The organism is Paenibacillus sp. DMB5 (assembly GCF_001517085.1).
GTDB lineage: Bacteria > Bacillota > Bacilli > Paenibacillales > Paenibacillaceae > Paenibacillus_AQ.
In genome coordinates, this window is sequence record NZ_LRAC01000139.1 from 36,333 (window position 1) to 49,821 (window position 13,489).

16 protein-coding genes are annotated in these 13,489 nt (G+C 50.6%); all 16 read left to right on the forward strand.

Annotated elements, in window-relative coordinates:
• Positions 1-3: 3 nt before the first annotated feature.
• The 16 genes from AWJ19_RS35965 (at position 4) to AWJ19_RS22575 (ending at position 13,375) form a co-directional block, all read left to right on the forward strand.
• Positions 4-582 carry a hypothetical protein gene (locus AWJ19_RS35965; RefSeq protein WP_198536621.1) on the forward strand — a complete coding sequence of 193 codons (579 nt, stop codon included), beginning with the start codon at positions 4-6 and terminating at the stop codon, positions 580-582.
• Positions 569-1,771, forward strand: a complete 1,203-nt coding sequence (locus AWJ19_RS22510; protein ID WP_241781850.1) for a major capsid protein — start codon at positions 569-571, stop codon at positions 1,769-1,771. Before AWJ19_RS35965 ends, AWJ19_RS22510 begins: the two co-directional genes overlap by 14 nt.
• 61 nt (positions 1,772-1,832) lie before the next feature.
• Positions 1,833-2,186 (forward strand): hypothetical protein, encoded by a 354-nt coding sequence (locus tag AWJ19_RS22515; RefSeq protein WP_068727231.1) that lies wholly within the window; start codon positions 1,833-1,835, stop codon positions 2,184-2,186.
• 9 nt (positions 2,187-2,195) lie between these two features.
• Positions 2,196-2,579 carry a hypothetical protein gene (locus AWJ19_RS22520; RefSeq protein ID WP_068727292.1) on the forward strand — a complete coding sequence of 128 codons (384 nt, stop codon included), beginning with the start codon at positions 2,196-2,198 and terminating at the stop codon, positions 2,577-2,579.
• A gap of 23 nt (positions 2,580-2,602) precedes the next feature.
• Complete coding sequence (locus AWJ19_RS22525; protein WP_241781851.1) at positions 2,603-2,893, forward strand: hypothetical protein; 291 nt, start codon at positions 2,603-2,605, stop codon at positions 2,891-2,893.
• On the forward strand, positions 2,886-3,338 hold the full coding sequence (locus AWJ19_RS22530) for an HK97 gp10 family phage protein (RefSeq protein WP_068727235.1): 453 nt from the start codon (positions 2,886-2,888) through the stop codon (positions 3,336-3,338). The genes AWJ19_RS22525 and AWJ19_RS22530 overlap by 8 nt, the downstream gene beginning before the upstream one ends.
• Positions 3,289-3,744, forward strand: coding sequence for a minor capsid protein (locus tag AWJ19_RS22535; protein WP_241781852.1), 456 nt, complete (start codon positions 3,289-3,291; stop codon positions 3,742-3,744). Before AWJ19_RS22530 ends, AWJ19_RS22535 begins: the two co-directional genes overlap by 50 nt.
• A 2-nt stretch (positions 3,745-3,746) precedes the next feature.
• On the forward strand, positions 3,747-4,082 hold the full coding sequence (locus AWJ19_RS22540) for a hypothetical protein (RefSeq protein ID WP_068727239.1): 336 nt from the start codon (positions 3,747-3,749) through the stop codon (positions 4,080-4,082).
• 18 nt (positions 4,083-4,100) lie between these two features.
• On the forward strand, positions 4,101-4,652 hold the full coding sequence (locus tag AWJ19_RS22545; protein WP_068727240.1) for a hypothetical protein: 552 nt from the start codon (positions 4,101-4,103) through the stop codon (positions 4,650-4,652).
• Between the two features lie 81 nt (positions 4,653-4,733).
• Positions 4,734-5,141, forward strand: coding sequence for a hypothetical protein (locus tag AWJ19_RS22550; RefSeq protein WP_068727241.1), 408 nt, complete (start codon positions 4,734-4,736; stop codon positions 5,139-5,141).
• Between the two features lie 29 nt (positions 5,142-5,170).
• A complete protein-coding gene (locus AWJ19_RS22555) occupies positions 5,171-5,440 on the forward strand; it encodes a hypothetical protein (RefSeq protein ID WP_068727242.1) in 270 nt (89 codons plus the stop codon).
• Between the two features lie 3 nt (positions 5,441-5,443).
• Entirely contained in the window at positions 5,444-9,925 is a 4,482-nt protein-coding gene (locus AWJ19_RS22560; protein WP_068727243.1) for a phage tail tape measure protein, read from the forward strand.
• Positions 9,922-10,716, forward strand: coding sequence for a phage tail domain-containing protein (locus AWJ19_RS22565; RefSeq protein WP_068727244.1), 795 nt, complete (start codon positions 9,922-9,924; stop codon positions 10,714-10,716). Before AWJ19_RS22560 ends, AWJ19_RS22565 begins: the two co-directional genes overlap by 4 nt.
• A gap of 18 nt (positions 10,717-10,734) precedes the next feature.
• A complete protein-coding gene (locus AWJ19_RS22570; RefSeq protein ID WP_068727246.1) occupies positions 10,735-12,846 on the forward strand; it encodes a hypothetical protein in 2,112 nt (703 codons plus the stop codon).
• 90 nt (positions 12,847-12,936) lie between these two features.
• Positions 12,937-13,110: a hypothetical protein gene (locus AWJ19_RS35370; protein WP_157890074.1), complete on the forward strand. Its 174-nt coding sequence runs from the start codon at positions 12,937-12,939 to the stop codon at positions 13,108-13,110.
• A 49-nt stretch (positions 13,111-13,159) separates the two neighbouring features.
• Positions 13,160-13,375 carry a hypothetical protein gene (locus tag AWJ19_RS22575; RefSeq protein ID WP_068727247.1) on the forward strand — a complete coding sequence of 72 codons (216 nt, stop codon included), beginning with the start codon at positions 13,160-13,162 and terminating at the stop codon, positions 13,373-13,375.
• Positions 13,376-13,489 lie beyond the last annotated feature (114 nt).

Here is a 13,489-nt window from a genome sequence, read left to right on the forward strand (position 1 = left end):
ACTGTGAGATTGCAACCAAGACCGCGTGTGACGGTCCATGACGAATATGAAATTCTGGCATCGTTCGAAGTTATCCGTGAGGTGACCAACGGCATCACCATTGATTCTGCAGCAGTGCCTGTTGATGCGAATGGCGACAAGATTATCAAGAAAGGCATGCCGGTGGGAATTCAAGCAAATGGAAAGTTCCGGCCGTACACCGGTGGACTGACCCTGACCGCGAATGTTGCTTCCGGCGCCACTTCAGCCACGCTGAGCGATGTGAGCCGGCTGGTTGTGGGTGACACCATTAATCTGAACAACGGTACCGCCAATGAGAACAAGGCGATTACTGCCATCAACCGGGATACCAAGGTTGTTACCTTTACCGCAACCACCAATGCTTACACCACTGCAAACGGCATTGTTACAACCACTGGTGGCGGAGATAATCCGACCGTTATCCTGAAGCACACGGTAAACGTCAAGGATGGCGATCATGTGGTCGGCGGCTATGAGGTTGCCAAGATCATCGCAGCCCGTGTACCGGTTACAGTGGATGCTGCCCTGCGTGCTAAGATGCCTCGCATTGATTTCGCCTAATTCTACTTATAGAGAGGACTGGAGAAGCACTATGAAAAATAACAATGTAATCACTGGTTCCGGCGTTCGTCGCCTGCCTTTGAACCTGCAGCTCTTTGCTGATGGAGATCCGATTGAGCTGACACTGGAAGAGGCACTGACCGGGGAGGATCTTCTGGTTTATTCCCGCAGCTTGGAGTTCAACAACGAATATTTGCATCCATTGCTGTTCCCTCCGGAAGAAACGGACGAGCTGACCGTTGATATTATCCGGAACAGCGGCTCCACATTGCCGGTAATGGCACAGATCGCCGAGCTGGGAACTGAGGTTGAATACGGCTCTCGTGAAGGTTTGACGGGTGACAGAGTAACCATTCCGAAAATCCAGCGTGGCCGATACATGGATGAGAAACTGGTGCGCATGGCACTCCAAGCTTCACAGAGTTATGGTCTGCGTGACGCGGAACGCAATAAGCTCCGCACTGAGCAGTTGAATGATGCTGATTATGCCGTCAATGCTATCCGCGCCCGCCGGGAATGGATCGCTATGACGGCTATTTGGCAAGGTGAGGTGCATTATGCTGAGGGTAACGTGAAGGTTGATGTCACCTGGAATTACACTTCTGACCAGAAGCCGGTGCTGAGTGGTACGGATAAGTGGGATGATATCGAGAATTCCACTCCTCTGAATGACATTCAACTTTGGGTTGATCAATGGAGAGCAAAAGGCATCATCCTGAGCCGCGCAATGACCAGCACTAAGATTATCACACTGCTGCGCCGAAACCTCAGCATCCGCCAGCACTATCATGGCAATCCAAGTGGCAACGCTCAGCCGCCGCAGCTCACCCGGGCACAACTGCAATCCGTCTTCGACGAGATGGAGTTCCCGACCATCGTTGCGTATGACACTCAGGCCCGTACTGAGGATCGTGCGCTGACTAATGGCAAACTGAGCTTCACCACTGTCCGCATGATGCCGGAAAACCGCTTCGTACTGCTGCCAGACGGTCCGCTGGGTAACTATCTGTGGGCCAAGACAACTGAGGAAATGATGGCCGAGATCGATGCCGTCCAGACAGGTGATATGGGGATTTACGTGTTCCGTGATTGGACGAAGAATCCGATCCGCCTGCGGACTGCCGGTGTGGCTCTGTCCTTCCCGGCATTCGCTTGGGCCGACAGCGTAGTCTCTGCAACTGTAATTTAAGGAGCTCCTTCCGGGGCTCCTTTCTTTTATCACGTATTATCACGTAGAAAGGGTGAACGAAGTGGATATCAAACTGAAAGGCGTTGTGAAGAACGGCGGCAAATGGTTGAAGCCGGGGGAAATTGTCCGCAAGGTGGACGATGAGATTGCAAATGATCTGATCTCTCAGGGATATGCAGAGGAAGTGGAACCTCTTCCGGACGATGATGCCGCTGAGCTGCAGGAGCTGCGCGAACGGGCCAAACTGCTCGGCGTATCCAATGCCGGCCGCCTCGGTAAGGAGAAACTGCAGGAAGGAATCGCAGAAAAGCAATCTGACCTGCAGATGAAGGCAGCAGAACTTGGCATCGAGGGTACCGAAGAAAAATCGGTCGAGGATCTGCTTACTGCAATTGCTGAAGCTGAAAAGAAGTAGGTGATGGAAATGTTTACACCCGAAGAGGTCAGCGCATGGATCGCAGCCAATGTGCTCGACTCTGAGGCTTGGGACAAAGCCAAGAAGCCGGCTGTCGCCGTCACGCAGTCAGAGCGGAACCTCGCTCGCTGGTATCCTGCGATTGTACTGACCGTGCCGATGGTTGCGATGCAAGCCATTTGGGAACTGCAGGGTATTGATCCGGCGCTGAAATATCAAAAGCACAACGTCAAAACGGTAACCGACAACGGGGAGACTGTCAGCTACAAGGACGGAGCCCGGCCTGCTGTTGCCCCTGACGTCCATGACATGCTTGGTCCTACTGCTGATGAACTGGCGGAAGAAGAGGCCGCATCGGCCCTGCAGAAACAGTATGGAGGGTGCTTACTATGAGTCTCTTCGGATACCCAGCGACGGTGACACACTATCACCCCGGTGTGGACGAATGGGGGCGGCCTATCCCGGCCGATCCTGTCGTAAAAGATGCCAAGGTGGTCGAGGAACAGAAGCTCGTCAAGAACGCCAGAGGAGAGGACATTCAGGTCGCTTACACCGTTTATCTGGAGGGAGTCAACGCTGTCGGCATGGATGATTGGCTTATGTACACCAATGCTCTTGGTAACGAGGTTCGCATCGATGTAAAGCATTATGAGATCCGGAAGTACCTCGGCACCGATGATGTGAAGGAAGTGGTGCTCTATGGCTAATACAGGCGGATTTTCCTTAGACCTGACCGGGCTGGAGACGGTCATTTCCCGGCTGGATCAACTGGATGAGGATATTGACAAGCGGCTGGATGAAAAGTTGACCAAGATTGCTCTTAAGATCATCCACGATGCGAAGCGTCTGGCTCCGTTGGACGAAGGTGATCTGGAGGCGGCACTCGACATTGATGAGGTCAAGCACCTGATAGGGCTGGCGTACATTGACTTCGGTACCAGCCCTGAGGTGAATGCCTATGCCGTCATACAGCATGAGGGGTTCAACAAGACACCGTCCGGTGCCATCGTGCAGCTGCAGCCAGGTGAGAAGACCCTGAGCAAAGGTAATTATAACGGATACTCCCCCGGGAAGAAGTTCCTGGAGAATGCAATTAAGATGAATGAGGAATGGGCCATGGAGGAGTTATCCGGGCTCCTGGAAGGATGGTGATGCCGTGCTTGCAACTGAATTGATTGCTTATTTGACTGCAGCCGGGTACACCGTCTATCCGGACGCCAACTTTATCTCTGCGGATCTACCCGAAGCGAAACTGCCATGTCTTTTTGTCATGGATTCTGGTGGCGGTCCGCCGCATAACTACGTTCCGACGGAGCGGCCGACCTATCAGATCATCGTCAAAGGCAAGTCCTACAAGACTCTGCCTGCTAACATGGCGGCGACCGAGGCATTGGCTAAGCAGTTGAAGAAGTTGCTGCATAGGAAGCCGAATTACCTGGTAGGCAGCACCCATGTCTTCGCCAGTACAGCGACGATGGAGCCGATCTATCTAGGGCTGGACACCAAGGATCATCCAATGTATTCAACCAATTTTGAGTTTTACACCAAGGAGGGATAACCGTGGCAAGAGCTACGATAGCGAGATCAACCGCAAGTATGGCGGGAGTGGAACTGGTGACACAGGCGGCAAATTCCGCAGATGACATGCAGTTCCAAAATAACGGAAGCCAGTTGCTGTTCGTGGATAATGGTTCCGGCAGCTCAGTGAATGTGACCATTCCTATGGCTGCGGATAAGTACGGCCGCACCGGACAGAAGGTGATCGCCGTGCCGGCGGGGGAGCAGCGCTTCATCGGTCCGTTTGACGCCGAACTGTACAATCAAGGTGGATTTGTCCTTGTAGATTTTTCAGTGAGCACAGACATTCTGGTGGGCGTACTCAGCCTGCAATCATAAGAGAGGGTGAAATAATCCATGAGTGATATTAATAAGATTTACGCCGGTCCCGGTATCTTTACCTGGGGGATCAACGCAGATGGGACGGAAGAGTCTGATGCAATCACTATCGATTTGACACAAGGCGGCATCAGTTTCACGACTACAACCACTTATTTCGAGCCTACGGTTGACCAGACAGGTACCGCGCCGGTGAAATCGATCGTTACCGGAACGACAGGTGCAATCAACTTCGAAACTCCGGATATGGACTTTGAAAAGGTCATTTCGTATAACCCGAATGCCTTCAAGATCGTTGATGGTGATACACCAGCTAAAGTGAAGTATCAGGTTACCGGTCTGGCGGGCAAGGAGCTGCCGCGGAAGCGGGCGGTAATCAAGCCGCAGGGTGTCACTGATCCGTCCCGGTTCATTTACATCGAGTCGGTCGGTATCAAGTTTGACATGAACGCTGCATTTGTACTGGATAACAACCTGCGCCTGACGGTGGCAGCGATGGCTTATCCGGATGTTAACGCAACGCCGAAGGGCCTACTTTACACCTGGGGCGATATTACAGCCACAGCTTAAAAATATCCGAACAGAATTATTCAGGGAGAGGGCTGGTTGCCTTCTCCCTTTTTTCATGTTCCGAGAAATGAGGGATGAATCATGTTTCCACTTACTAGAAAAGAGAAATTGAAGCTCGGCAGCCGGACGGTGTCCATTCCGAAGCTGACCCGTAACCGGCTGAAGAAGCTGACGGATCACATCGGCACGATTGGTGATCTGCTCGTTAAAGTATTTCTTGTTCCGGCGGTTGACCGGTCTGTAATGATTGTTGCCGGCGCGGAAGTCATGATCGACGAGATCTACGAGCTGACTTCCCTGCTCAGCGACATCGACATAGACGAGCTCAGCGAACAGGCAAGCCTGGCTGAGTGTACCGAGTACCTGAATTTAACCTGGGCAAAGAATGACATGAACGCCGCCCTAAAAAACTTGAGCGGCCTGATTCCGCCGATGGCGCAGCAGTTCGTGACCAGCATCGCGCAGCGGATGGGTCAGGCCGAGGGTTAACATACGATGAATTTGTGCTCCGTTGCTGTATGGCGTTGGGGAAGACCCAGCACGAGATAGAGAACGAATACTACTTCGTCGATCTTCCCGAGCTCCTGTTGCTGGAGGAGCGGAGGCATGCAACGGCAATGGTCGAGCAATTGGAGGTCGCCTCTTATCCGCACATCATGGATAAGGAGGTGCGTTCCGAGATTCTGCAGCGGTATGTCCGGCGGCTTCCAAAAACACCGGCACCGAAGCAGATGACACCAGAAGAACAGTACCAAGCGCAGCTCAGACGTATGAAGGGAGGAGGATGACGGATGGCAGGGAATCTCGGGGAGCTGAAAGCCCGAATCACAGCTGATGCAAACGGGATTAAGCGGGACATTAAGAACGTGAAGAAAGATTTCATGGACATGGGCACTCAGGCAAAACAAACTGCCGAGGATTTTCAGAAGCTCAATAAGGCCCTAGCAGATGCCGGATTAAGCGGGGAGCAGATTGGTAACATCAATAAGGCAATGGCTGAGGCGACGAAAAGCACTAATGTAGCTTCTGATGCTGCCAAGAAGATGAGCAACCATGCTCATGAGGCAACCGGTAGCTTCATGAAATTGAACATGGCATTACAGGACGTTGGGGCAAGTAGTGAAAATATTGAAAATATTAATGCAGCGATTCGGCGGGCTAATCCTGAGATATTCGAGCAACAGCTCGCCAGCGTCCGCACTGAACTTGAAAGCCTTGGTGTCGGGGCATCAGTAATCGATGACATCATCGAGAGGATGCGGGAACTCAATCAGGTGACAAGCAATGTGCAGCTGGAGATCGAGACGCTGGGAGCAGCGTACTCAGCCATGGCGATTGCGGTAGGTGCATTAATCGCCAAGTCCGTTCAAACAGCAGCCGAGTTTGAGCAAGCGATGCAGAACGTCAAAGCTATCACGGAAGCGGTCGGAGCTGAATTCGACGCTTTAAGAGAAAATGCCATTAAGCTGGGAGCACAGACCAAATTCAGCGCCGGTCAAGCAGCGGATGCAATGGCAGAGCTTGGGCAGGCAGGATTTAACACCAAGGAGATCATCGCGGCCATGCCCGGCGTACTATCTCTGGCCGCTGCCGGTAATGTCGATCTGGCTACAACAGCGGATATTGCTTCCTCCATTTTGCGCGGATTCGGCATGGAAGCCACTGAAACCACAAGGGTAGTCGATGTATTGGCTGCATCCAGTATTTCAACCAATGCTAATGTAACTGACCTGGGGATGGCCATGAAGTATGTAGCGCCGGTTGCTAAGTCAATGGGCCTGTCCATAGAGGAAGCCACTGCAGCGGTTGGAGCATTGTCTGATGCTGGTATTAAGGGGGAAATGGCCGGCACATCGTTGCGGGCTATTTTGCTTGCACTGGCCTCTCCTTCCAAGGAAGCAGCGTTTTACATGGAGCGATTAGGATTTACGATCAAAGACAGTGCCGGTAACATCCTTCCGTTGCAACAAATCGTGCAGCAGCTCACCGAGGTATGGCCGCGTCTTACCGAAGCACAGCAGGCTGATGCAGCCGCTACATTGGTCGGCCGTGAAGCGGCTTCCGGATTTATCACCCTAATAGAGTCCGGCAGCGGAAAACTGAACAAATATACCGAAGAGCTTGCGGACGCAGGTGGTACAGCGGAGCGCGTCGCTAAAACGCAGATGGATACTCTGAAGGGTGCTGCCGATAACATGAGCAGCGCATTTGAGTCAGCGGGGATCGTCATTGGTGACATGTTCCTTCCGGCCGTCCGGGAGACGGTCGAAGGGATTACTTTCCTGGTTGCAGGCTTCGCGGAGCTGGATAAATCGACGCAAGCGGCCCTTGTTACCTTCACTGCTCTTCCACCGCTGCTACTCGGCGGAGTAGTCGTAGCGTACCAGCTCAAGAAAGCAATAGATGCCGTTAAGGCCGCATATGATGCAGCGATCTTAGCCGGCACCATTACCGCAAGAACCATTCCTATGCTCGGATTACTGGCTGTGGCGATCGGTGCGGTGTCAGCTGGAGCTGCTTTCTTGATTGGCAAGTACAAAGAGGCCAAGGAGGAAACAAGGAATTTTGAAGAGGCCCAAAAAGCGCTCAATGAAGCATTAGCCGATTCACCTGTCAAAAGAACAGCTGATGAACTCACGGAGCTACGCGCTAAGACGGAAGAGTTGACAAAGGCACTGCACGAACGGGCACTATTACAGCAGCGCTTAAATAAGTTCCAGGAAGCCTGGGACAAAGGTGAAGGTACTCCTGCGATGATGTCTGAAGCGATGGATATAAACGAAGAGCTGGAGAAGATCGACAAAAAACTCCGGAGCTTGGGCTTTGACGGAGCTGAGAAGGCCACAAAGAAGCTTGAGGAAATGAACAAGGCTATCAGGCAATCGATATCTGCCCTGTTTGACGAGCAAAAGGCAGAGGTCGCTGATCTTGCTTCCAAGAACCAGAAGGTCAAATCTATGGAAGCTGCTCTTTCTTCTTACAAGAAGCTGTCATCCTCCCAGAAGCTCAACCGAGATCAGCTGCAGGAAATGGTCGATGTCACCAATATCCTGAAGCGGGAGTATCCAGGGTTGAACGCTATGCAGGAAGAGGACGGCCGGATCCGCATCCTGAATGTGGGTTATATCGAGGATCAGATCACGGCTGATCGCATGATGACAGATAATGCTGCAGCTAATGCTCAAATCCGAATTGATAATCTGGCTGCTGAAGCAAAAGCGCAGCGTGCTTCTGTAGAAGCCCAGATCAAAAATTATGGGAACTTGCTTGATGCAATGGCCGCTGTTAATGGTGCAAAGGCGTCTACTTTCGCAGAATCAGTCAAACAAGGGCAGGCTGCGATGAGCGGCAAGACTCCAAACGTGATTGACATTGTGACGAACGCTGCTCAGTCTCAAGCCGAGACAGAGCTTAAGAAACTTTCGGCTGAGCAGATGGCGATCGCGGATAAGCAAAAGGAAATTGAAAAAGCTGCGGCGTCCTTGAAAAGCGGTGATTTCTCGCTTGGAGCGAACGATAAGGGTGCTCCTATTGATCTTACGAAGCCTGAAAAGACGGGCAAAGAAAGTACTGGGAAGACCGCAGCGGAACTTGCTGCAGAGGCTCGCCAGAAAGCTTACGAGGCTGATCTTAAGACGATTCAGTTTCAGGCTGACTATTACGACCTGACCGCCGAGAAGCAAATGGAGAAGTATCAGGCCCTGCAGAAGAAGCACGCTACCTTTTTGAAAGAATCGGTCGATGATGCCCGGACATTGCAATTACAGCTGAAGCGGCTCGGAGAGGACTCCGTTAAATCGCGGTATGACTTCTCTGTCACATGGATCGATGCCGAGTCGAAGCGAATGGAGGACAGTGGGAAGACGGAGCTGCAGATCGCGCAGATGAAGCTGGACTCATGGACCCGGCTGCGGGATCGGTACAGTAAGGATTCGGAGCAGTATAAAGCTGCTGACGACCAGGTCCGTCAGTCCCGAAAGCAGGTGGCTTCTGAAACGGAAGCCGAGATAAGCGCTCTCTATAACAAGCGGGAGAAGCTCATCGATAAGGAGATACGCCGGCTGGAGGAATCCGGCGCCACGGAAGCAGACATTGCTGCGTACAAGGTGAAAGCCTGGACAGAGCTGCGCAATCAATATGCGCTAGACAGCAAGTATTACGAACAGGCAGATGAAGAGTTGTATCAGGCCCGTAAAGAATGGACAGACAAGGCGATGGATTTGAACAAGGAACTAGTTGATGCAGAAAAATCCCGTATTGATGAAGCTCAGAAAGCTGATCTTGCAGCAATTGAAGCCCGGAAGGATGCTTATGTATCGGCTCAAGACGACAAGATAAAGGCGATACAGGATTTGATTGATGCCGAGGCAGAAGCGAACAGCGATCTGGATTACGAGGAGGAACTGGCGAAGAAGAATGCCCGCATTGATCTGCTTTCATCTGCTGTAGGTAATTCAGGCCGCGAAGAGCGGAAGAAGTTGATTGAGGAGCGCGACAAATTCGTGCTTGATCATGAGCGGGAACTGCGGAAGCGTGAACTGACGTCGCAGAAGGACGCTTTGGAAGAGGAAAAGGACGCGCAGCTCAAGGCATTCGAGGAAGAGACAGATGCTACGGAGGCCCATTACAATGACCTCAAGGATGCCTTTGAGAACTATTCGGACGACATAAAGGTTCTGGAGGCAGGAATCGCGGCGTTCCGAGTTTCTTCTGCCGGCACGGCTAATGCTCAGATTCTGACGGAGTTGGATGCTTTCATCGTTCAGTACCAAGGAAAAATGTCTGCTATCACTGCCGCCAAGGAAGCAGCGCAAAAAGATGCTGACCTTGCTGAGTACAATGCCAACAAGGATGCCTATGCTCAGGCAGCTGCCTCGGGTAACCGGGCGGAGATGCAGCGGCTGGCCGCCCGTAATCAGGCGCTTCGCGATCTATACGGGATTGACAAGGACACTGGCCAGAAGCTGCAGAGCTTTGATGTTGGGGGCATCATTCCCGGACCTGCCGGCATGCCGGTTCCTATCATTGCACACGGTCAGGAGGCGATCTTCAACACTTCGCAGCTTAAAGGATTGTTCCGGCTGCTGGATAACCCTAGCCTGATTGGATCTGCTGCAGCTGCTGTATCACGGTCAGAAACCAAGGTCGAGAATCATATTGATATGTCAGTCAACGGCGTGACACTTGCAGATCGAGCTGACACAGAGATTCTTTATACTGAGCGCGAGAAGGTTGCCCGTCGTTCGCTGACCATGGGGGTGAAGGGAGGATGAATGATGTATCGGTCAACGGTGTCTGGCTCTCAACACTGAACATCCAACTGGTCAGCCGGGATCTACCGCCACTACCAGAAACCGAGGAGAATACAGTTAAGATTGCTGGCAAGGACGGTGTGAGAAACTTCGGCAGCACTTATGCAGCCCGGCCTCTTGGCTTGGGCCTGTTTATCATGGGCGACGACTATCACGGCACTGTGGCGAAACTGGCGAGTATATTTGACGTATCATACGGGCCGGCTGAAGTAATTTTCGATGATATTCCTGATAAAAGATACATTGCGGAATATCGCGGTTCTATAGCGTTCGACGCCTCCACTGGAAACCGGAAAATTGACGTTCCGATGAAAATGGACAATCCTTGGGTGGATTCAATACAAGACACGGAACAGCATGAATATGGCGACGGCCTTTCCTTCGGGGAGGGCTATTTTTATATCTCGGATTCTTCGTTTTCCATTTCGACAAGCGGCCAGACGGTGACGGTCAACAATATCGGAACGAAGACGGCTTACCCGTTGCTGCGCATCACGGGGGCATTCACTGATCTGTCAATCAGTACTGGCAGCCAGACCTTCACCTTCTCCGGAAGCATTGGAGGGACTGATTTACTGGAGATCGACTGCTATCCGGATAAATGCAAGATCCGGCTTAACGGGGATAACGCGTGGTCCCGGAGTAATGGAGTGTTCTTCGAGCTGCCGCCCGGAGAGACGACATTCACGGTTTCGGCTACTGCGCCAGCGTTTACCCTGGAGGTCATCTACCGTTACAAATATCTATATTAGAAAGGAGCTGCAATAACTATGGCTTTTGCAAGGAGAGTCATTACAAAGACGCTGGATCTGCTGAACCTCCAGCGTCACAATGATAATTTCGCTGATATTGAAACGGATTTGACGGAGCATCGTGGCCGCCTCAATACTGTCGAAACTGAACAGTCTGCTCAGAGTGAGAGAATTGATAACATTGTTGCGAGCGGTGGCGAAAGCAACATTGAGATCGTTGATGCACGGCAGCCTGCCACGGGCCCGGCATATCCAATATTGGGAGATCGACTCAATGCAGTTGATGAACAGTTGGCGGATATTGTGACGGATTTGCACCTCACAGAGGGCGTAGATAATACCGCCGCAGTTCAGGCAGCTCTTGATAAGAAGGGCTGGGTTAGGGTTGTTTCACCAGGCGTGTTCCCTGTAGGGAAGCTCGTCATTGACAGTGACACTGTATTCGAAGTACTTCCTGGCGTGACTCTGAAAAAGAAGAATGGCCTTGATCATCACATCCTTGTAAATAAAGGACACATCACAGGAGTCAGAAATAAAAACATCACCATCAGGGGCGGCATATGGGATTTAAACAAAGCGGGCAATCCAGGTGCAGCCGGAGATATGTCAGTTGACCCTCAGTCTAATCCGGGTCTGGGCATCGTGCTTCGAGGCGTTGACAATCTCACAATTGAGTCTATAACCGATATAGGGAATGAGTGGAAATATGCCTTTCTGATAACGGATATCGATAACGGCATATTCAGGAAGATCAATATTACAAATGAGAGTGACGGGTTACACTTCCAGCCGCCCCTTAAAAACATAACAATTGAGGATATCTCAGGCGTTACACATGACGATTTGATCTCATTTACGATGGGAGATTATCCGAGATATTCGCTGGGACAGACTGGTAACGTTGAAAATGTATTTGTCCGTAATGTCTACGGCGGAGAGACAACGGACGAACTGATCAAGATGGTTGGCAGCGGAATCGACGGCAACAGCGTGTTTAAGAATATGCGATTTGAAAACCTTAGTGGTTTTTCCACGATCGTCCCGGTCTGCATCCTGAAAGAAGATCAGGCTGTGTCGAACCCGTGCCTACTTAATACCAAACTGGAGAATGTGTCGTTTGAAAACATTAATGTTGTCGTGCCAAGTGGGGGGCAATATTTCCTTGTCGGGGCTGCGTCAGGTGATATTACCATTAAAAAGCTGCGTGTTGACTTATCCATCACCAATAAAGGTGTGGTTTTTCAGCGCTGCAATTTGGAGAAAGCTATTATAGATGATGTTATTGTTAAAGACGCCAACGCCGCCTTTACAATGTCCTCCATTGTCCGAGTGGATAACACAACCGAAGTAATTAGGCAGTTAATTATTAAGGATTCAAATCTAATAAACCGGTCAGACACAGCGGGTAATATAGTTTATGTAACAGGAACAGGTGTAAAGGATATATTCGTTTCCAACGTGAAATCATCTAGTATTGCGAACTTTCTGCTGCTTGATGGAGTTAATACTGAAGGAATCGGAGTTCACGTTTCAAACTCCAAAATCACTTGTGGTATTTTTGTTGTCGGAACAGTAAAAGTCTCTATTTTCTTGGCAACTTCCGAGATTGTTCCTATAACTAGAACTGTGCATTTCGGAAGCGATGCTGCGAATGTGAGAATTAACTCTGTGAATAGTGAAATGGCTTTAGTGACTAACACCAAGCCTGCGGGCAGTGTGCTCTCCGCAACAGGAGACGTAAAAACCGCCATCGCACTAACGAACTTAACTCCATTGTTCGGTGATAGAGTGTTGTATGATAACGTTTCTTTACCGCGAGAAAAAGGCTGGTACTTCTATAACGGGTCCGCCTGGGAGCGTTTGAACAACAATCTTATCAACGGTGAGTATAACGTGACCGTAGGAACAATTCCTGCAAACTCGACTGTAGAATTCGACGTAACGATAACAGGATTGAGCTACAATAAAACCGTAATACCAATTCCGCAGTTTACAGTGCCGAACGGAGTAATGTTCATTGCGTACAATAAAAACTCAGATTTGGTACGCTTGCGGCTTTCCAATGTAACTGGGTCGCCAATCACGTTAACGGGCGCGCAGGTTGCGTGGGTATTCAAGACCATGAACTAAACTGTAGGAGAAAACTGCGCAGTAGTGTGTATTGATGTGTATTGATAATCACCTGTGGATATTGGACAATATTGGTATCCATTGGAGGTGATGATGCTGGCTACATCAAGACACAACATCACGGTAGAGGACGAAGTCTACGAGGAGTTCTGTCGGTACGCCGGGAAGAAGGGCATCAAGATTTCTACCTGGGTAACGCAGAAAATGAAAGAGTTCATCGAAGAGGAAAAGATGATTGAGGAGTTCCGGAGGAAGCGCTCATAATGGGTGCTTCTTTTATTTTATACAAAACCAAATTGGAGAGTGATTATTCATGGTAAGAGCAAAGTTTAAATGTCAGAGTAATGTCGATGGTATGGTGGTAATGACTCCGGTTTATTCCGGTAGTGAGGAGAACAAGGCGTTCTGGGAGTACACCCCGGCAGGATCGATAACGCTGACGATTACGAACGAGGCTGCCAGAGATCAATTCCAGCCCGGCGAGGAATATTTCGTTGATTTCACACCTGCTGCAGTTAATGCGCAGTAGTAATTATTCACCCTTATAAATGCCGATAAATGCTGATAAATCAACGTTTATGGATGTGTCGGGCAAACGGAGATTACTGCGCACTACCGAACAAAATAAAACGTGCATTAAAAA